The sequence below is a fragment of the Rhodococcus sp. AC861 genome (assembly GCF_979256035.1).
Window position 1 is genome coordinate 240,098 of the sequence record NZ_CEEDMW010000006.1, and the last position, 19,924, is coordinate 260,021.

Below are 19,924 nucleotides of genomic sequence, written 5' to 3' on the forward strand. Positions count from 1 at the left end.
ATGCGCGACATCGACGAGGTAGACGAGCTCACCAACGGACTCAAGGTCCGCCACCTGACGATGATGGGCCTCGGCTCAGCGATCGGCGCCGGCCTGTTCCTCGGAACGGGAGCCGGCATCGTCGCCGCCGGACCCGCCGTTCTTCTGTCCTACGCGATCGCCGGGTTCCTGGTGGTCCTCATCATGCGGATGCTCGGCGAGATGGCCGCCGCCTCACCGTCGTCGGGATCCTTCTCGACGTACGCCGAGATGGCTTTCGGGCGACTCGCCGGCTTCGCGACGGGCTGGCTGTACTGGTTCACGCTCGTCATGGTCATGGGGGCCGAGATGACCGGCGCCGCAGCCTTCATGGGCTCCTGGTTCGGCGTCGACCCGTGGATTCCGGCCCTGGTCGCGATGGTCGTCTTCACGGTCGTCAACCTGGCGAAGGTCTCGAACTTCGGCGAGTTCGAGTTCTGGTTCGCGGCCATCAAGATCACGGTCATCACCGGCTTCCTCGTCATCGGCGCTCTGCTCGTCTTCGGTGTCCTGCCGGGTTCCGACGCCGTGGGACTGGCCAACCTCACCGGCCTCGGCGGATTCGCGCCCAACGGGATCTCGGGGATCGCTGCGGGACTTCTGGTCGTGGCCTTCGCCTTCGGCGGCATCGAGATCGTCACCATCGCCGCCGCGGAGTCCGAGGATCCCGCGCGGTCCGTCGGACGCGCCGTGCGCAGCGTCGTGTGGCGCATCAGCGTCTTCTACCTCGGTTCCATCCTGGTGATCACGCTGCTGCTGCCGTGGAACCAGCTCGGCGACGCGGACTCGGCGGCGCAGAGCCCGTTCACGCTGGTGCTGCAGCAGGCGAACATCTCCGGAGTCGTCGGGTTCATGGAAGTGATCATCGTGCTGTCGTTGCTGAGTGCGTTCAACGCGCAGATCTACGCCACCAGTCGCATGGTCTACTCGCTGGCGCTGAGAGGGGACGGGCCGTCGGTGTTGGCGCGGGTCGACCATGCCGGCGTCCCCCGGCCCGCTCTGTTGGTCTCGGTGTTCTTCGGCTTCGTGGCGGTGCTGCTCAACTACCTCGACGTCGAGGGTCTGTTGACGTTCCTGCTCAACGCGGTCGGGGCATCCCTGCTCGCCATCTGGGCAGTCACCGCAGCATCCCAGTTGCGGCTGCGTCGCCGACTCGAAACAGCCGGTCCACTCCCGGTGCGGATGTGGGCGTTCCCCTACCTCAGTTGGTTCGCGCTGATCCTGCTGGCCGGACTGACCGTCCTGATGCTGACCGACGAGTCGTCGCGTCGACAGGTGATCGCCACGGCAGTGGTGGTCGCGGGACTCGTGGTGATCGGCTGGATCACCGGTCGGCGGTCGCCGGCACGTCGGCGCTGACCACGCGATCGGCGTGCGTATAGACGTTCATCCCGTCACCGCGGAGGAATCCGACCACCGTCAGACCGGCCTCGTCCGCGAGGTCGACCGCCAGTGACGACGGTGCCGACACCGCTGCCAGGATCGGGATCCCGGCCATGACGGCCTTCTGAGCCAGCTCGAACGACGCGCGGCCACTGACCATGAGGACTGTGCCCGTCAACGGAAGCAGTCCTTCGACGACCGCCCATCCGATCACCTTGTCGACGGCATTGTGACGTCCGACGTCCTCGCGCACGGCGAGTAGCGTTCCGGCCGTGTCGAACAGCGCGGCCGCATGCAGACCGCCCGTCGTGGAGAAGATGCGCTGATGCTCCCGGAGAGTGTCCGGAAGAGTAGTCAGCACCGCCGTCGTGACGGAGGCGCCGTCGGATGCGGGGGAGTAGCGCGTGATCGATCGCACCGCGTCGAGGGACGCCTTGCCGCACACGCCGCAGGAGGACGTGGTGTAGAAGTTGCGCTCCACGCTGGGATCCGGCGCGGGGACGTGGGACGCGAGTGCGAGGTCCAACACGTTGTAGGTGTTCATCCCCTCGTCGTCGACGCCGTCGCAGTAGCGCGCCGCCAGGATGTCGTCCCGACCACCGATCACGCCCTCGGTGGTGAGGAATCCGTGGGCGAGTTCGACGTCGTGGCCCGGAGTGCGCATCGTGACGGCGAGAGCGCGTCCCCCGACGCGCAACTCCAACGGTTCCTCGGCCACGACGGTGTCGGGTCGCGACGATCGGTGCGGACCTCTGATGCGGACGACAGGGCGACGGACGGTGGCTCGCCCCATCAGGCGGCCATCCGTGCGGGGCGGACCCTGGATGTAGGGACGGCCTCGGGCGCGGGACATGCGGACATCACTCCATGATGGACCCGATCGGCGTGGAGCCGGAGGAGGACCCACCTCACCGCGCCCGGGCATAAGTTAGCCTTACCTTCACACCAGGGGGGCTCGGTTCGACGACGGGCGCCCGTCACCCGTCGAAGGGACGAATCCGATGGCCATGTCCGCCGGCATCTCGCGCCGCAGTTTCCTCCTCGGTGCCTCCGGTGCCCTCATCGCTGTCGCCGCAGCATGCAGCACATCCGACGGCGGCGGCTCGGAAGGCTCGGGACCGACCGTGGCCACCAAGTACGGAGACGTCGCCGTCCCCTCGAACCCGCAGCGCGTCGTCAGCGTCGGGTACAACGATCAGGACACCCTGCTGGCCCTGGGCGCTGTTCCGGTCGGAGTGTTCGACTGGTACGGGGACTACCCGTCCGCGACCTGGCCGTGGGCGCAGCCGGCACTGGGCGGCGCCACTCCGCAGATCGTCGGCTCGGCGTCGGAAGGCATCGACGTCGAGAAGGTCGCGTCCGCCACGCCGGACCTGATCGTGGGCACCTACGCGGGTATCACGCAGTCCGAGTTCGACTCGCTGTCCCAGCTCGCTCCCACCGTCACCCAGCCGGCAGGATTCGCCGACTACGGCATCCCGTGGCGTGATCAGACGACCCTGCTCGGCGAGGCCCTGGGCAAATCGGATCAGGCTGCGTCGTTGATCTCGGATCTCGAGGGCACCTTCGCGGACGTCGCCGCCGCCAACCCGTCCTTCGCCGGCAAGACCGTGCTGGTGGGTGCGCTGCAAGGTCCCGGCCAGTTCGGTGTGTACGGCGCCCAGGACCCCAAGGTCCGATTCCTCAACGACCTGGGCTTCGTCAACCCTCCGGTCGCCGACGAGGTCGGTGAGCGCAACTTCGCCACGATCAGCACCGAGCAGCTCTCCCTGGCCGACGTCGACGTCCTGGTCTGGTACGCGGGCGGTGGCTTCGGGGACAAACTGCGCGCGGAGCTCGCCGCGACACCGGTCTACCAGCAGCTCGCCGCCGTCCGTGACGGCCGCGTCATCATCCTCGAGGACGAGGCCGCCGAGGCCATGGCGTGGAGCACCGTGCTGAGCCTGCCGTTCGCGCTGGAGCAGATCCCGTCCCGTCTGGCGCCGCTCGTCCGCCAGTAGGGGGCTCGGCACCGTCGATGACAGCGCACACCCACTGCGTCATCCGCACACCCTCTCCAGCCGGCGGTAGAGGGTGTGCGCCTCACCGTCAGGGTGTGTACACCCGCCCCCGGTAGGTTCGGCTCATGAGCACTTCTCCCGACCCGAGCGGTACTCCCTTCCGGTCGCCTTCGAGCTATCTCGACATCCGAAGGATGGCCGGTCTCGCGCTCTCTCCCGACGGGTCCTCGCTGGTCGTCACCGTCTCCGAGCTGAACCCCGCTCGCACGAAGTACGTGTCGTCGCTGTGGGCGATCGATCCGGCGGGCGTCACCGCGCCGCGCAGGCTGACACGGGCCGGCACGGGTGACTCCTCTCCGACGTTCGCGGCCGACGGAGACCTGCTGTTCCGCCGCGCCGCCTCGGCGGAGGAGGGCGCGCCCTCCGCGGTGTGGGCGCTGTCGTCCCGAGGTGGAGAACCCCGACGCCTCGTCCACCGCGGCGGGGGAGTGTCCTCCGTCGTCGCGGCGTCCGAGGCACCGACGGTCCTGGTCACGGGCTCGGTGCTCGGGGACGTCGACCGCGACGAGTTCCTGCGGACGCTGCGCAAGGACTCGGCCGTGACAGCCGTCCTGCACAGCGGGTATCCCGTGCGGTACTGGGACGCGGACCTCGGCCCGGAGCGCACCCACCTGTTCGTCGGATCCGTCGACGGTCCCGACGCAACCGATGTCCCCCTCACCTCGCTGACTCCCGCACCGGGTGGATCGACGGGCGGCGGTGAGTACCGCGACACCGGTGCCGACGTGGCGCCGGACGGTTCGTTCGTGGTGGCCACACGCAAGGTGTCGGGAGCCGACGCGAGCACCCGGCAAGTGCTGGTCCGGCTCGACACGGCGGGCGGCGCAGCGACGGTGCTCGTCGACGACGAGGAGGCGGACGTCGCGTCGCCGGTCGTCTCACGGGACGGCACCCGCGTGGCGTATCTCCGCGAGAGCCGTCCCTCACCCGACACCGCCCCGCGGGTGGACTTGTTCGTCCTCGATCTCGCGACGGGAACGACCGAGCAGTGGGCGCCGGGGTGGGACAGGTGGCCGACATCGGCGACGTGGACCGCGGACTCGACGGCCCTGCTCGTGACGGCGGACGACGGCGGCCGAGCACCGATCTTCGTCGTCACACCCGACTCCGCGACGATCCTGACGCCGGGAGAGCACGCCTACACCGATGTGCGCGCGGCACCCGACGGTGACGTCGCGTACGCGATGCAGGCCTCGTATCGCGGTCCGCCGCATCCTGTTCGGATCGATCTCTCCACAGGCGAGGTCGCGGCGCTCCACGTCCCGGTGGACCTTCCGGAGCTACCGGGCACACTCGAGGACGTCTCGACGGTGACGGACGACGGGACCACCGTCCGGGCGTGGCTCGCGCTGCCCGAGGGCACGTCGGCGGACTGGCCGGCGCCGTTGGTGCTGTGGGCGCACGGAGGTCCCCTCGGATCGTGGAACACGTGGTCGTGGCGGTGGAACCCCTGGATGCTGGTCGCGCAGGGGTACGCGGTCCTGATGCCGGACCCCGCGCTGTCCACCGGGTACGGACAGGACTTCGTGCAGCGCGGATGGGGCAGGTGGGGCAAGGAGCCGTACACCGACCTGATGGCCGTGACCGATGCCGTCGAGTCGCGGGACGACATCGACTCCACCCGCACCGCGATGATGGGCGGCTCCTTCGGCGGGTACATGGCCAACTGGATCGCCGGTCACACCGACCGTTTCCGAGCGATCGTCTCGCATGCCGGGCTCTGGGCGCTGGACCAGTTCGGACCCACCACCGACGACGCGTCCTACTGGGCGCAGGAGATGACGCCCGAGATGGCGTTCGAGAACTCGCCGCATCTCTACGTCGCGGACATCTCGACTCCGATGCTCGTCATCCACGGCGACAAGGACTATCGCGTCCCGGTCGGTGAGGCCCTGCGGTTGTGGTGGGAGTTGCTCTCCGAGTCCGCGACTGCGACCGATGCCGAGGGCGAGACCGTCCATCGCTTCCTGTACTTCCCCGACGAGAACCACTGGATCCTCTCGCCGCAGCACACCGCGGTCTGGTACGGCGCCGTGCACGCGTTCCTCTCCGAGCACGTGCTGGGCCAGCCCGCACCGATGCCCGAGATCCTCGCGGCGCGACCGGGGAAACTCACCGATCCCGAGGAGAACTAGAATCACCCGGTGACCAGATCGACGACTGTCCCCGACGACAATCCCGCAGACCGCCTCCCGAAGTCCTGGAACCCCGGCGAGGTCGAAGCAGAGCTCTACCAGGGATGGGTCGACGCAGGCTACTTCGTCGCCGATCCGGAGAGCGCGAAGCCCGGCTACTCCATCGTGCTGCCCCCGCCGAACGTGACCGGCAGCCTGCACATGGGCCACGCGTTGGACCACACGTTGATGGACGTGCTGTCCCGCCGCAAGCGCATGCAGGGCTACGAGGTGCTGTGGCTCCCCGGCATGGACCACGCCGGTATCGCCACGCAGTCGCTCGTCGAGAAGAAGCTCGTGGCCGAGGGAACGTCGAAGGACGATCTCGGACGCGAGAAGTTCATCGAGAAGGTCTGGGAATGGAAGCGCGAATCCGGCGGGACCATCGGCGAGCAGATGCGCCGCATCGGCGACGGTGTCGACTGGAGCCGTGAACGCTTCACCATGGACGAGGGTCTCTCACGCGCCGTGCAGACCATCTTCAAGATGCTGCACGATCGCGGGCTGATCTACCGCGCCGAGCGACTCGTCAACTGGTCGCCCGTGCTGAAGACGGCGATCTCGGACATCGAGGTCAAGTACGAGGACGTCGAGGGCGAGCTGGTCTCGCTGCGGTACGGCTCGCTGAACGACGACGAACCCCACGTCGTCGTCGCCACCACCCGCGTCGAGACGATGCTGGGCGACACCGCCGTGGCGGTCCACCCCGACGACGAGCGCTACACCCACCTCGTGGGCACGACGCTGCCGCACCCGTTCCTCGATCGCGAGATCCCGATCATCGCCGACGACTACGTCGATCCCGAGTTCGGTACCGGCGCAGTCAAGATCACGCCCGCACACGACCCCAACGACTTCGAGATGGGTATGCGGCACTCGCTGCCGATGCCGTCGATCATGGACACGTCCGGACGCATCGTCGACACGGGAACGCAGTTCGACGGCATGGACCGCTTCGAGGCGCGCGTCGCCGTGCGCGAGGCATTGGCCGAGCAGGGTCGCGTCGTCGCCGAGAAGCGGCCGTACGTCCACAGCGTCGGACACTCCGAGCGCAGCGGTGAGCCCATCGAACCCCGACTGTCCCTGCAGTGGTGGGTGAACGTCTCCACCCTGGCGCAGTCCGCCGGTGACGCCGTGCGCGACGGGCGCACCGTCGTCCATCCGAAGAGCCAGGAACCGCGCTGGTTCGCATGGGTCGACGACATGCACGACTGGTGCATCTCTCGTCAGCTGTGGTGGGGCCACCGCATCCCCATCTGGTACGGCCCCGACGGCGAGACCGTGTGCCTCGGGCCGGACGAGACCCCGCCCGAGGGTTGGGTCCAGGATCCGGACGTGCTGGACACCTGGTTCTCCTCGGGCCTGTGGCCGTTCTCGACGATGGGGTGGCCCGACCGCACTCCCGACCTCGAGAAGTTCTATCCCACCAGCGTTCTCGTCACCGGCTACGACATCCTGTTCTTCTGGGTGGCCCGGATGATGATGTTCGGCACCACGATCGGTGACCAGTTGCCCGGTCCCGTCCCGTTCCGCGACGTATTCCTGCACGGCCTGGTGCGCGACGAGTTCGGCCGCAAGATGTCGAAGTCCAAGGGCAACGGCATCGATCCGCTCGACTGGGTCGACCGCTTCGGTGCCGACGCGTTGCGCTTCACTCTCGCTCGCGGCGCGCACCCCGGCGGCGACCTGTCGGTAGGTGAGGACAACGCGCAGAGTTCCCGCAACTTCGCCACCAAGCTGTTCAACGCCACGAAGTTCGCGTTGATGAACGGTGCAGTGGTGCAGGAGCTTCCGGCTCGGTCGGACCTGACCGACGCCGACCGGTGGATCCTCGATCGGCTCGCTCTCGTGCGCGCCGAGGTCGACGACGCGTTGGACCGCTACGAATTCGGCAAAGCCTGCGAATCGCTGTACCACTTCGCGTGGGACGAGGTGTGCGACTGGTACCTCGAACTCGCCAAGGTGCAGTTCGCGTCCGAGGCTCACGCCGACAACACCCGCGCCGTTCTCGGCGTCGTGCTCGATTCCATCCTGCGTCTGCTGCACCCGGTGATCCCGTTCGTGACCGAGACGCTGTGGAAGGCGCTCACCGGCGGTGCCAGCGTCGTCGTGGCCGACTGGCCCCGCGAGACCGGTGTCGGCGCCGATCCCGTTGCCCTGCAACGTGTCACCGACATGCAGAAGCTCATCACCGAGATCCGACGGTTCCGCAGCGACCAGGGAGTCAAGCCCAAGCAGAAGGTCCCGGCGCGCCTTGTCGGCATCGACGAGGCCGACATCGCGTCGCTCGTCCCCGCGACTCGCGCACTGTCCTTCCTCGTGGAGCCCGAGGACGACTTCGCCGAGACCGCGTCGATCGAGGTCCGACTCTCCCTCGGAACCGTGACCGTCTCCGTCGACACCTCGGGAACCGTCGACATCGAGGCCGAGCGCAAGCGCTGCGAGAAGGACCTCGCCGCGGCAGTCAAGGAACTCGAGGCCACCACCGCCAAGCTGGGCAACGAGGCCTTCGTCGGCAAGGCGCCGGAAGCCGTCGTCGACAAGATCAAGGGGCGTCAGCAGATCGCCCGCGAGGAGGTCGAGCGGCTCACGCGTCGACTGGGCGAACTCACGGGCCAGGGAAAGTCGGGCACGGCATGACATTTCCGGGAACCTCCGGCCCCGACGGAGTGGTGGGGCCCTCGCCGGTGGACCTGGCCGAGTTCGCACTCGTCGAGGCCGAGCTCGATCGGCGTTGGGGTGAGACCACCATCGAGCCGTCGCTGACCCGCATCAGCGCGTTGATGGACCTGCTCGGTTCACCGCAGGCGAGCTACCCGTCGATCCATGTCGCGGGCACCAACGGCAAGACTTCCGTGACCAGGATGATCGAGGCTCTGCTGCGGGCTTTCCATCGTCGGACCGGCCGGACGACCAGCCCGCATCTGCAGATCGCCACCGAACGCATCGCCGTCGACGGACTGCCGTTGACGCCGCGGCAGTACGTGGACACGTACCGCGAGATCCTCCCGTACGTCGAGATGATCGACGCGCAGTCCGAGGCCGCCGGGGGACCGGCGATGAGCAAGTTCGAGGTCGTCACCGCAATGGCGTTCGCCGCGTTCGCCGAGGCGCCCGTGGACGTGGCCGTCGTCGAGGTCGGTCTCGGCGGTCGCTGGGACGCGACGAACGTGGTGGATGCGCAGGTATCGGTGATCACGCCGATCGGGATCGACCACATCGAGTACCTGGGGACCGATCTCGCAGGCATCGCGGCCGAGAAGGCCGGCATCATCAAGAAGGCGCCCGAGCGACTCGATCCGATCGACACGGTCGCGGTCCTGGACGAGCAGCAACCCGAGGTCACCGACGTGCTGTTGCGTCGCGCCGTCGAGATGGACGCCGCGGTTGCTCGCGCGGGCTCCGAGTTCGTCGTGCTCGCCCGACGCGTCGCGGTCGGTGGACAGCAGCTCGAACTCCGCGGACTCGGCGGGGTCTACGACGACATCTTCCTGCCGCTGCACGGCGAACACCAGGCACGCAACGCGTCACTGGCGCTCGCTGCCGTCGAGGCGTTCTTCGGAGCGGGAGCGGACCGCGGCCTCGACATCGAGACCGTCCGCGAAGGGTTCGCCTCGGTGGTCAACCCCGGACGCCTCGAACGCGTCCGTAACGCGCCCACCGTGTTCATCGACGCCGCGCACAACCCGCACGGAGCATCGGCGCTCGCCGCCACGCTGACCGCGGAGTTCGACTTCCGCAAACTCGTCGGTGTCGTCGCCGTCATGAAGGACAAGGACGTCGACGGCATCCTCCAGGCACTCGAACCCGTTCTGGACGAGGTGGTGGTCACGCACAACGGATCCCCCCGCGGACTCGAGATCGACGCACTCGCCGACGCAGCGGTCGCCAAGTTCGGCGACGAGCGGGTGGTGGTCGCGGAGACGCTGCCCGATGCGCTCGAGATCGCCATCGGTATCGCCGAGGACGTCGCCGACGAGGGCGAAGCAGTCTCCGGGGCCGGCGTCGTCGTCACCGGATCGGTGATGACCGCGGGCGCGGCCCGCACCCTCTTCGGGAAGGACCCGGAATGACCACCGCCGAGACAGGGCAGTTCCCGCCGCCCGCACGTGACCCGTGGAAGGGATTCCGCGGTGTCTGCGCCGGCACCCTGGTTCTCGAGGCGATCGTGGTGCTGCTCGCGCTGCCGGTCGTCGGAACCGTCGGCGGAGGCGTCACCTGGATCAGCGGCACGTACCTCGTCGGCCTCGGGGTCCTGATGATCCTCGGCGCCGGCCTGCAGGGGCGCTCGTGGGCTCTGTCCTTCGATCTCGGACTCCAGGTGCTGGTCATCCTCGGTTTCCTCGCCCACCCGTCGATCGCCGTCGTCGGGGTGCTGTTCCTCGCCGTGTGGCTGTATCTGCTCTACCTCCGACGAGACCTCCGTCGGAGGATCGCCGAGGGCCGGCTGCCGTCCCAGCGTGAGTGACGGGGTGCGCGAGCGCGCCTACCCCGTCCTCTAGGCTCTGCGATCGTGACCGAACGCACTCTCGTCCTGATCAAGCCCGATGGCGTCGCTCGTCGATTCGTCGGGGAAATCCTCGGCCGTGTCGAGCGCAAAGGCCTCGACCTCGTCGCGCTCGACCTGCGCACCGTGTCCCGTGACGTGGCGGAGCAGCACTACGCCGAGCACGCCGAGCGCCCGTTCTTCCCCGACCTGATCGACTTCATCACCTCCGGTCCCCTCGTGGCCGCGGTGCTCGAGGGTCCCCGAGCGATCGAGGCGTTCCGCCAGCTCGCCGGTGGCACCGACCCCGTCGCCAAGGCCACGCCCGGCACCATCCGCGCCGACCTCGCACTCGACGGTCAGAAGAACCTCGTCCACGGCTCGGATTCGACCGGGTCCGCCGCTCGCGAGATCGCTCTCTGGTTCCCTGAGCTGGGCTGATGTCCGCCCCGCGCCGCGTGCCGTGCCACTCGAGCGGCAATGGCACGCGGCGGTCGGGGAGTGTGGGATAGTGGAAGAGGTTGCGGCGCGCACCACGCGAACGTGACCGGATGACATCCACGGACCCGATGCCCGTCATCGCGGACATGCGCCGACACGGGTGCGGAGCTTCTATTCGCACCGTTGGCGCGTCACGCTGAAGATCAGGCGCTCGGACCGGCCATCCGCCCAGGCATTGCGGCGATCTCCGCCGACCGTCCCGGTCGACGACCCGTCGTTCTGCGAACCCGCTTAGTCGACGGGATCTCCCGATCCCGCGAACGAACCATGACTCTCGTGTGGCCGCGTGCCATCCGACGGACGACGCCCGATCGGGCACTGTCGACCGTGGATGCTCGCGCCCGGGAGCCCGAGGAGAACACGTGGCCGACAACGTGCCGCCCCAGACATCGCAGGACCCGAACACCGAAGCGCAGGCGTTCCCCGAACGCATTCGCGTGCACGCGCTGGCCAAGCTGCTGGGCGTGACCAGCAAGCAGGTCGTGGCGCAGCTCGCCGAGATGGGCGTCGACGTCCGTAGCGTGCAGTCGAGCGTCGTCCGCGCCGACGCCGAGACCGTCGCCTCCGCTCTCGGTGGCTCCGTCGTCACTCAGAGCGTGACGCCCGAAGCCGAAGCAGTGGTCGAGGCAGAGCCCGCCCCCGCAGCGGCGCGTGTGGAGCCGGACCTCTTCACCAACATCGAGACCACCGAAGCCACGGCACCGTCGACTGCCGGTCCGGCATCGGTGCCGGTCTTCCTGCAGCCCGAGGCCGCCCCCGAGGCACCGAAGGCTCGCCGTCGGGCTCGCAGCCCGAAGAAGGTCGAGACGCCTGCAGCCGAGGCGCCTGCAACCGAGACACCTGCGGTCGAAACGCCCGTTGTGGAGGCGCCTGCCGCCGAGACGCCGTCGCCCGAGGTCCCGACGCTCGAGGTTCCGGCCGACGCGTCGGACGAGGCCGCGAACGATCAGGACACCGCCGAATCCGCCGAGCAGGAGTCCAACGACCAGGACGGTCAGTCCGGTCCTCGCCGCCGCCGTCGCGGACGCCGTGGACGTGGCCGCGGTCGTGGCGACGCGCAGACGGACGATCAGGACGACTCGGACGACGACTCCGACGAGTCGTCGACCGATGCCGTCGCGTCGGACCAGCCGACCGACCAGACGAGCACCTCGGACGAGACGTCCACCGATTCCGAGGCGACTCCGGACGCGGACGCCTCCGAGTCGCAGGACGACGACACCGAGGACGCAGCCGAGGCATCGCCGCGCAGGTCGTCGAACCGGCGTTCGCGCAGTCGCCGATCCGCGAGGTCGGAGTCGAGCGCGACCGACGAGTCGACGCCCGACGATGCGCCCGAGTCGGATACGTCCGACGATGCGGACACCGCCGAGTCCGCCGAGAGTGACGACGACGAGAGCACGGCCGACAGCGCGAGCCGCCGTCGCCGGCGTCGCCGCCGTCGCAAGAGCGGAGCCGACGGCGCCGACGGCGATGCCACCACCGAGGACGACCCGCCCAACACCGTCGTCCACGAGCGTGAGCCGCGGCAGCGCAAGGCCAAGGACGAGGTCCAGGGCATCACCGGGTCCACCCGGCTCGAGGCGAAGCGTCAGCGTCGCCGCGACGGGCGTGACGCCGGTCGTCGTCGCCCCCCGATCCTCACCGAATCAGAGTTCCTCGCACGCCGTGAGTCCGTGGACCGCACCATGGTCGTGCGGGAGAAGGCACTGGCCGGTCAGCCCGATCTGACGCAGGTCGCGGTGCTCGAGGACGGTGTCCTGGTCGAGCACTTCGTCACCAGCACCGCATCGGGATCGATCGTCGGCAACGTGTACCTCGGTCGCGTGCAGAACGTGCTGCCCAGCATGGAAGCTGCATTCATCGACATCGGCAAGGGCCGCAACGGTGTGCTCTACGCCGGTGAGGTCGACTGGGACGCAGCGGGTCTGGGCGGCAACAGCCGCAAGATCGAGCAGGCGCTCAAGCCGGGCGATCAGGTTCTCGTGCAGGTCAGCAAGGATCCGGTGGGCCACAAGGGTGCCCGCTTGACGACGCAGATATCCCTGGCCGGACGATTCCTGGTGTACGTGCCGGGTGGTTCGTCCACCGGCATCAGCCGCAAGCTTCCCGACAACGAGCGCAAGCGTCTGAAGGACATCCTGCGCGAGATCGTGCCCGCCGAGGCAGGCGTCATCATCCGCACCGCGTCGGAAGGCGTCAGCGCGGAGGAACTCGCTCGCGACGTCACCCGTCTGCAGGCGCAGTGGGCCATGGTCTCCGAGCGATCCACCGGTGCCGAGTCGGCCAAGGGTTCGGCGCCCGTCACCCTGTACGAAGAGCCCGATCTGCTGGTCAAGGTCGTCCGCGACCTGTTCAACGAGGACTTCTCCAAGCTGGTCATCGAGGGTGATCGTGCGTGGTCGACGGTGCAGAGCTACATCGAGACCGTGGCTCCCGACATGCTGTCGCGGGTCGAGCGGTACACGTCGTCGTCGAAGGACGTCGACGTCTTCGCGGCCTACCGCATCGACGAGCAGCTGGCGAAGGCACTGGACCGCAAGGTGTGGCTGCCGTCGGGCGGCACGCTGGTCATCGACCGCACCGAGGCCATGACCGTGGTGGACGTCAACACCGGCAAGTTCACCGGTGAAGGCGGCAACCTCGAGGAGACCGTCACCCGCAACAACCTGGAGGCGGCCGAAGAGGTCGTCCGCCAGATGCGACTGCGCGACATCGGCGGCATGATCGTCGTCGACTTCATCGACATGGTCCTCGAGTCGAACCGTGACCTGGTCCTGCGTCGTCTGACCGAGGCTCTCGGCCGCGACCGCACGAGGCACCAGGTGTCGGAGGTGACGTCGCTCGGACTGGTCCAGATGACGCGTAAGCGTATGGGTACCGGCCTGATCGAGGCGTTCTCCACCACCTGTGAGCACTGCCACGGGCGTGGACTGATGATGCATCAGTTCCCCGTCGAGGCTGCCAAGGACGACGGTGGACGCGGAAACTCGCGCTCGGACAACTCCCGGTCGGACAACAACCAGCGCTCGGACAACTCGCGCTCGGACAACAACCAGCGCTCCGAGGGCGGCTCGCGTCGCCGCCGCGGGGGCAAGGATCGTTCGGACTCCCGTGCGCAGGACGCGGTCGACACGGGCGCGTCGGAGGACGACACGACCGACACGACGGTCGACCCGTCTATCCGCCGCGCACACCCCGTGGCACTGGCCATGGCTGCGCATCTGCACCCGGACGACGTCTCCGACGTGGCCGACTCGGGCTCGGATCCGATCGACGAGGCCGCCGCTGCGGTCGCCGCGGTTCGGGACGCGCGGCCTGTGCCCGACGAGAGTCCGGCCCCCGATGTGTCCTCGGACACCACACCTGTCGACGTGCCGGACGAGACCGTCGTCGAAGCGGACGTCGCCGTAGCTCCGGCGACACGGCCACGGCGCAGCCGACGAGTCTCGCGTGCGGCGTCCGCGCCCGCCGGCGACTCGGCCGGCACCGTCATCGTGGTACCGAGTAACCCCGTAAACGGCTCCGCCGCAGCAGTATCCGAGGACGCCGCACCCGCGGTGGTCGAGGAGCCCGCCGCCGTGACAGTCGGCGGCGGTGCGTCGGTGGCCGCTGCCGCACCTGCCCGACGTCCGCGTCGCCGGGCGGCGGGACGTCCGGCGGGACCGCCGCCCGGCGACGAGTCCTGAGGTGCGGCGGAGGGTCCGGTCGAGCGGTTTGACCGGGCCACGGACTCTGCCGTAATCTTTGACAGTCGCTGTCGGCGACGCGGCTCTGTCCTGTCCGCCGTGAGGTGGCAGGGAGAGACGCCCGAACTTCGGTTCGCCGGCGCAAGAACACCGCACGAGCACGGGCTGCAGTCCTGCAGCCATGAGACCAGTCGCGTCCCTCACGGGGCCGCGAGAACGCATCAAAGAAGCAAGGGGTAGCCCTCCGATGGCAACGTACGCGATCGTCAAGACCGGCGGAAAGCAGTACAAGGTCGCAGTAGGTGACCTCGTCAAGGTCGAGAAGATCGAGGGAGCGCCCGGAACGGCTGTCTCGCTTGCTCCAGTTCTCGTCGTCGACGGGTCGGACCTGACCACCGATGCATCCAAGCTGGCCGACATGTCTGTCGCCGGTGAGATCGTCGAGCACACCAAGGGCCCGAAGATCCGCATCCACAAGTTCAAGAACAAGACCGGCTACCACAAGCGTCAGGGACACCGGCAGAAGCTGACCGTCCTGAAGGTCACCGGCATCAAGTAAGTCCTCGATACCGGTACCATCCGGCGTCACCACAGCACTGGCTCCACCAACCCCGGGAGGGTTTCTCATGGCACACAAGAAGGGCGCGTCCAGCTCACGCAACGGTCGCGATTCCAACTCACAGCGCCTCGGCGTCAAGCGCTTCGGCGGCCAGTCCGTCAGCGCAGGCGAGATCATCGTTCGCCAGCGCGGCACTCACTTCCACCCCGGCGTGAACGTCGGCCGTGGCGGCGACGACACCCTGTTCGCTCTCTCTGCGGGTGCAGTCCTGTTCGGAACGAAGCGCGGCCGCAAGACCGTCAACATCGTCCCGGTCGCCGTAGACGCTCCGGTCGCCGTAGAGGTCTGATCCTCCTGCGGTGACAGCGTCGTCTCCGACGCTGCACACCTCGGCGCTGCATATCAGTACGCGTTCCCGTCAGGGGCGGTTCGGAGGGCTTCCTCCGTCCGCCCCTGACGGCGTTCCACCCAGCATCACTCTCGTTAGTTGTCTCGGAAGGACCACCCACCCATGTCGCGTTTCGTCGACCGTGTCACCCTGCATGTCAGTGCAGGCAAGGGCGGGAACGGGTGCTCCTCGGTCCACCGCGAGAAGTTCAAGCCGCTCGGCGGACCCGACGGTGGTAACGGTGGCCGCGGTGGCGACGTCGTCTTCGTCGTCGACCCGAGCGTCCACACACTCCTCGACTTCCACTTCCACTCACATGCGAAAGCCGGCAACGGTACGCAGGGAGCGGGCAGCAACCGCGACGGCGCCATCGGCGAGGATCTGATCCTCGGTGTTCCCGACGGAACCATGGTCCTCGACAGCGAGGGACGCATCCTGGCGGACCTCGTCGGGGAAGGCACACGCTTCGACGCCGCTGCCGGTGGCCGTGGTGGCTTGGGTAACGCAGCCCTGGCATCGCGCGCACGCAAGGCGCCCGGTTTCGCACTGCTCGGTGAGGACGGCGTCGAACGCGACCTGGTCCTGGAACTGAAGTCGGTCGCCGACGTCGGCCTGGTCGGATTCCCCAGCGCCGGGAAGTCCTCGCTGGTGTCGGTGCTGTCCGCAGCGAAGCCCAAGATCGCCGACTACCCCTTCACGACGCTGGTCCCGAACCTCGGCGTCGTCTCGAGCGGGGACACCACGTTCACCGTCGCCGACGTCCCCGGTCTCATCCCCGGCGCGAGCCAGGGCAAGGGGCTGGGCCTGGACTTCCTGCGTCACCTCGAGCGTTGCGCCGTTCTCGCGCACGTCGTCGACTGCGCGACCCTCGATCCGGGCCGCGATCCCGTGTCGGACGTCGATGCTCTCGAGGCCGAACTCGCGGCCTACACGCCGGCCCTGTCCAGCGACGCCGGGCTGGGCGAACTCGCCGACCGCCCGCGCATCGTCGTGCTGAACAAGGTCGACGTGCCGGAGGCCCTCGAGTTGGCTGACATGGTGCGCGCGGACTTCGAAGCCCGCGGGTGGCCCGTGTTCTCCATCTCCGCGGTCAGCCGGGAAGGTCTGCGCCCCTTGACGTTCGCGTTGGCCGAGCTCGTCGCCCAGTACCGTCTGGATCACCCGAAGGCCGTTCCGCGTCGACAGGTCATCCGTCCGGTCGCCACCGACAAGGCCGGCTTCAGCGTCATCGCCGATCCCGACGTTCCGGGTGGCTTCATCGTGCGCGGTGAGCGCCCCGAGCGGTGGGTCAACCAGACGTCCTTCGACAACGACGAGGCCGTCGGCTACCTGGCCGACCGCTTCGCACGGCTCGGCGTCGAGGCGGAACTGGTCAAGCAGGGCGCACAGCCCGGCGCCTCGGTCACCATCGGGGACGTCAGCTTCGAGTGGGAACCGCAGACTCCGGCCGGTGTCGACGTGACGATGACGGGCCGCGGAACCGACTCGCGCATCGATCAGGTCGAGCGCATCGGCGCGTCCGAGCGTAAGCACGCACGCCGTGTCCGGCGAGGGCTGGACAGCGACGACCAGTGACGGTGACACAGCCGCACGGGAGTACCCGGGAGACCATCGCGTCGGCTCGCAGCATCGTCGTCAAGATCGGCTCGTCCGCGTTGACGAGTATGGAGAAGGGTCTCGACCTTTCCCGACTCGACGCGCTGGCCGACGCCATCGAGGCGAGGATGCGCAACGGCACCGATGTGGTCGTGGTGTCCTCGGGCGCCATCGGAGCCGGCATGGCGCCTCTGGGCCTCAAGCAGCGACCCCGAGACCTGGCCACCAAGCAGGCCGCCGCCAGTGTGGGCCAGCTCGCTCTGGCGCATGCGTGGGGCACGTCCTTCGGACGCTACGGCCGGACGGTCGGGCAGGTGCTCCTGACCGCCGAGGACATCGCGCGCCGAGCCAATCACCGCAACGCCCAGCGCACGCTGGACCGTCTGCGCTCGCTCGGCGCGGTAGCGGTGGTCAACGAGAACGACACGGTCGCCACGGCCGAGATCCGGTTCGGTGACAACGACCGGCTCGCTGCCCTGGTAGCCCATCTCGTCGGCGCCGACGCCCTGGTGCTGCTGTCCGACGTGGACGGTCTGTACGACGGTGACCCGCGCAAGGACCCGAACGCGAGGTTCCTGACGGAAGTGGCCAGTCCCGAGGATCTCGACGGCGTCGTCGCCGGGTCCGGGGGAGCGTTGGGAACGGGCGGCATGGCCTCGAAGCTGTCGGCTGCGCGTCTGGCTGCCGACGCCGGCGTACCGGTCCTGTTGGCTGCCGCGTCGGATGCCGCGTCGGCGCTCGGCGGCGGCGCGGTGGGAACCACGTTCACGGCTCGCCCCAACCGGTTGTCGTCGCGGCGTTTCTGGGTGCGGCACGCCGCCGACACGACCGGTGCGCTGATGCTCGACGCGGGCGCGGTGGCCGCGGTGATCGACCGGAGACGGTCCCTGCTGTCCGCCGGCATCGTCTCCGTCGCCGGCACGTTCGACGCGGGGGACGTGGTGTCCCTGACGGCGCAGGACGGTGCGGTCGTGGCTCGCGGTGTCGTGGCCTACGACTCGACGGAGATCACCGGGATGCTCGGACAGTCGACCGCCGACCTTGCGCCGGAACTGCGACGGCCCGTCGTGCACGCGGACGATCTGGTCCCCGGCTGACCCGTCACGAGGCGTGCGAGGGGGAGGCCGCGAGAACGCGTCGCAACGCGATCGCCACCAGCGCGACCGCCACTCCGGCAGCCACGACGGACCACAGAGCCCACCCGAAACCGGTGAGCTGCGCGAGTGTGCCGAAGGTGATGGGCGCGGTGAGCACTCCGATGCGCGCGACGAGCGACACCACGGTCATCGCCGTTCCCGGCGCGATCCCGGGTAGTCTGCCGGCGAGGCCGAAGGCCGCGGGGAAGATGGGCGCGGCACCCAGACCGGCCACCGCGAACATCGCTGCCGCGACGTACGGGGATGTCACGGCGGGGGCTGCCACGAAGGCTGCGGCGATGAGCAGCGCGCCGCTCATCAGGACGGCGTGCCGCCCGAAACGATCCACCATCGTGTCACCGATGAGTCGACCGACGAACATCGCCGACGAGAACGCCACTACGGACAGCCCGGCCAGACCGGCTCCGGCACCGAGTTCCGTGGAGTAGACGGCGCCCCAGGACTGGGGGACGTCCTCTACCAGTGCCGCCACCAGCACGAGCAGTCCCAGCAGAGCCAGCGCACCGGAGAACGGGACACGGGAACGGCGGGGCGTCGCGCTGACAGGTTCCGCGGGCGCTGTCGGGGCGTCGCGGACGAGGAAGCGCGCGGCCACCACTGCAGCGACCAGCAGGACCCCGCCGACCAGCGAGAAGTGGACCACCACGGACAGTCCTGCCGCGGCTGCTGCCGCTCCGGTCAGTCCGCCGGTGACGGCGCCCGCGCTCCACGATGCGTGGAATCGGTTGAGCAGAGACCGATCACGTCGCTTCTCGACGATCACGCCCTGCGCGTTCATGGCGACGTCCATCACCGCGTCGGCGCCGCCGAGGACTGCGAGAGACAGGGCGAGCATCCACCAGGTCCCGGCCACCGCGGGGAGGACGAACGCGAGACACAGCAGAGCCGCGGAGAGCACCACGACCATCCGGCTGCCGAGCTTCCTGATGCCGATGGCGGCGAGGGGAGTGGCCAGCAGCCCTCCCGTACCCGTCCCCGCCAGAGCGAGTCCGAGGACCGATGCGTCGAGGGACAGCGCGTCGCGGATCGCGGGGATGCGCGGTGCCCAGTTCCCGAGCACCGCCCCGTTGACGAAGAATACGACCGCGACGGCCCACGGCCGTCCGGTGGTCGAGGTCGTTCCCGCCGTCACAGGAAAGCAGCCAGGACCTCGGAACAGCCCGCCTCGATCTTCTCCGCCGCGAACTCGTCCCCGCGGGTCGTCCCGCGGTTGACGATGAATACCGGGATCTCGTTCTTCCACGCGTGGCGGACGAAGCGCAGTCCGGACATCACGGTCAGCGACGACCCGAGGACGACAAGAGCCGACGCGGCGTCGACCATGTCGTAGGCACTGCGGACCCGAGGCTTGGGAACACTCTCGCCGAAATAGACGATGTCGGGTTTGAGGATGCCGCCGCAGACCTCGCAGCCGACCATGCGGAAATGAGCCGTGCTCTCGATGATCGCGTCGGCGTCCGGAGCGATCTCGACTCCGTCGGCGCCGACCACGGATTCGATGAACCCCGGATTGAGTGCGGTCAGGCGCTCGTCCAGTGCGACGCGGGAGATCAACCGGTCGCAGTCCAGGCAGCGGACGCGGCCGTAGACACCGTGCAGGTCGATCACCGACCGTGACCCCGCCTTGGTGTGCAGCATGTCGACGTTCTGCGTGATGGTGCCCGACACGGTGCCGACCCGCTCGAGCTCGGCGAGCGCGCGGTGTCCGGCGTTGGGCCGGGTCGCGTCCATGTGGCGCCAGCCGACGTGATTGCGAGCCCAGTAGTGGCGTCGGAAATCGTCGTCGCCGATGAACTGCTGGAACGTCATCGGGTTACGTGGAGGGGAGTCGGGCCCGCGGTAGTCGGGGATACCCGAGTCGGTGGACATGCCGGCGCCCGTGAGTGCGACGACGCGGCCGCCGGCCATCGCGT

Annotated in this window: 15 protein-coding genes; 12 read left to right on the forward strand and 3 right to left on the reverse strand. The window is 68.7% G+C overall.

Features of this window, described 5'->3' with window-relative positions; all coding sequences use genetic code 11:
- On the forward strand, window positions 1–1,377 hold the full coding sequence (locus AC0IX4_RS19585; RefSeq protein ID WP_042572874.1) for an amino acid permease: 1,377 nt from the start codon (window positions 1–3) through the stop codon (window positions 1,375–1,377).
- On the opposite strand, the gene fdhD is transcribed toward AC0IX4_RS19585, so the two are convergent.
- Window positions 1,343–2,194, reverse strand: a complete 852-nt coding sequence (fdhD, locus tag AC0IX4_RS19590) for a formate dehydrogenase accessory sulfurtransferase FdhD (protein WP_042572770.1) — start codon at window positions 2,192–2,194, stop codon at window positions 1,343–1,345. The genes AC0IX4_RS19585 and fdhD overlap by 35 nt on opposite strands.
- A 214-nt stretch (window positions 2,195–2,408) precedes the next feature.
- On the opposite strand from fdhD, the gene AC0IX4_RS19595 reads away from it, so the two are divergent.
- The 11 genes from AC0IX4_RS19595 to proB all read left to right on the forward strand — a co-directional run bounded on the left by AC0IX4_RS19595 (window position 2,409) and on the right by proB (window position 17,951).
- Window positions 2,409–3,401 (forward strand): iron-siderophore ABC transporter substrate-binding protein, encoded by a 993-nt coding sequence (locus AC0IX4_RS19595; protein ID WP_082518586.1) that lies wholly within the window; start codon window positions 2,409–2,411, stop codon window positions 3,399–3,401.
- 125 nt (window positions 3,402–3,526) lie between these two features.
- A complete protein-coding gene (locus AC0IX4_RS19600; protein ID WP_471830588.1) occupies window positions 3,527–5,596 on the forward strand; it encodes a S9 family peptidase in 2,070 nt (689 codons plus the stop codon).
- A 9-nt stretch (window positions 5,597–5,605) separates the two neighbouring features.
- The gene (locus tag AC0IX4_RS19605) at window positions 5,606–8,275 is read left to right on the forward strand and encodes a valine--tRNA ligase (RefSeq protein ID WP_471830589.1); all 2,670 of its coding nucleotides are present in this window, start codon (window positions 5,606–5,608) and stop codon (window positions 8,273–8,275) included.
- A complete protein-coding gene (folC, locus tag AC0IX4_RS19610) occupies window positions 8,272–9,708 on the forward strand; it encodes a bifunctional tetrahydrofolate synthase/dihydrofolate synthase (RefSeq protein WP_471830591.1) in 1,437 nt (478 codons plus the stop codon). Before AC0IX4_RS19605 ends, folC begins: the two co-directional genes overlap by 4 nt.
- Window positions 9,705–10,103 (forward strand): DUF4233 domain-containing protein, encoded by a 399-nt coding sequence (locus tag AC0IX4_RS19615; protein WP_042572775.1) that lies wholly within the window; start codon window positions 9,705–9,707, stop codon window positions 10,101–10,103. The genes folC and AC0IX4_RS19615 overlap by 4 nt, the downstream gene beginning before the upstream one ends.
- 45 nt (window positions 10,104–10,148) lie before the next feature.
- Window positions 10,149–10,562, forward strand: coding sequence for a nucleoside-diphosphate kinase (ndk, locus tag AC0IX4_RS19620; protein ID WP_471830593.1), 414 nt, complete (start codon window positions 10,149–10,151; stop codon window positions 10,560–10,562).
- Between the two features lie 422 nt (window positions 10,563–10,984).
- A complete protein-coding gene (locus tag AC0IX4_RS19625; RefSeq protein WP_471830594.1) occupies window positions 10,985–14,311 on the forward strand; it encodes a translation initiation factor IF-2 N-terminal domain-containing protein in 3,327 nt (1,108 codons plus the stop codon).
- Window positions 14,312–14,558: 247 nt separating this feature from the next.
- Window positions 14,559–14,870, forward strand: a complete 312-nt coding sequence (gene rplU / locus AC0IX4_RS19630; protein ID WP_042572777.1) for a 50S ribosomal protein L21 — start codon at window positions 14,559–14,561, stop codon at window positions 14,868–14,870.
- Between the two features lie 67 nt (window positions 14,871–14,937).
- Window positions 14,938–15,219 (forward strand): 50S ribosomal protein L27, encoded by a 282-nt coding sequence (gene rpmA, locus AC0IX4_RS19635; RefSeq protein ID WP_042572778.1) that lies wholly within the window; start codon window positions 14,938–14,940, stop codon window positions 15,217–15,219.
- Between the two features lie 162 nt (window positions 15,220–15,381).
- Window positions 15,382–16,833, forward strand: coding sequence for a GTPase ObgE (obgE, locus tag AC0IX4_RS19640; protein ID WP_042572779.1), 1,452 nt, complete (start codon window positions 15,382–15,384; stop codon window positions 16,831–16,833).
- Between the two features lie 2 nt (window positions 16,834–16,835).
- Window positions 16,836–17,951, forward strand: coding sequence for a glutamate 5-kinase (gene proB, locus AC0IX4_RS19645; protein ID WP_156148741.1), 1,116 nt, complete (start codon window positions 16,836–16,838; stop codon window positions 17,949–17,951).
- Window positions 17,952–17,955: 4 nt separating this feature from the next.
- On the opposite strand, the gene AC0IX4_RS19650 is transcribed toward proB, so the two are convergent.
- On the reverse strand, window positions 17,956–19,143 hold the full coding sequence (locus AC0IX4_RS19650; protein WP_471830596.1) for an MFS transporter: 1,188 nt from the start codon (window positions 19,141–19,143) through the stop codon (window positions 17,956–17,958).
- On the reverse strand, window positions 19,140–19,919 hold the full coding sequence (locus AC0IX4_RS19655) for a Sir2 family NAD-dependent protein deacetylase (protein ID WP_056075515.1): 780 nt from the start codon (window positions 19,917–19,919) through the stop codon (window positions 19,140–19,142). Before AC0IX4_RS19655 ends, AC0IX4_RS19650 begins: the two co-directional genes overlap by 4 nt.
- Window positions 19,920–19,924 lie beyond the last annotated feature (5 nt).

Excerpts from the sequence above, each read along its gene's own strand:
- AC0IX4_RS19615 (WP_042572775.1), top strand. The coding sequence starts at position 9,705 with ATGACCACCGCCGAGACAGGGCAGTTCCCGCCGCCCGCACGTGACCCG.
- rpmA (WP_042572778.1), top strand. The coding sequence starts at position 14,938 with ATGGCACACAAGAAGGGCGCGTCCAGCTCACGCAACGGTCGCGATTCC.
- obgE (WP_042572779.1), top strand. The coding sequence starts at position 15,382 with ATGTCGCGTTTCGTCGACCGTGTCACCCTGCATGTCAGTGCAGGCAAG.
- AC0IX4_RS19585 (WP_042572874.1), top strand. The coding sequence starts at position 1 with ATGCGCGACATCGACGAGGTAGACGAGCTCACCAACGGACTCAAGGTC.
- AC0IX4_RS19655 (WP_056075515.1), bottom strand. The coding sequence starts at position 19,919 with ATGGCCGGCGGCCGCGTCGTCGCACTCACGGGCGCCGGCATGTCCACC.
- rplU (WP_042572777.1), top strand. The coding sequence starts at position 14,559 with ATGGCAACGTACGCGATCGTCAAGACCGGCGGAAAGCAGTACAAGGTC.
- AC0IX4_RS19595 (WP_082518586.1), top strand. The coding sequence starts at position 2,409 with ATGTCCGCCGGCATCTCGCGCCGCAGTTTCCTCCTCGGTGCCTCCGGT.
- folC (WP_471830591.1), top strand. The coding sequence starts at position 8,272 with ATGACATTTCCGGGAACCTCCGGCCCCGACGGAGTGGTGGGGCCCTCG.
- fdhD (WP_042572770.1), bottom strand. The coding sequence starts at position 2,194 with ATGGGGCGAGCCACCGTCCGTCGCCCTGTCGTCCGCATCAGAGGTCCG.
- AC0IX4_RS19600 (WP_471830588.1), top strand. The coding sequence starts at position 3,527 with ATGAGCACTTCTCCCGACCCGAGCGGTACTCCCTTCCGGTCGCCTTCG.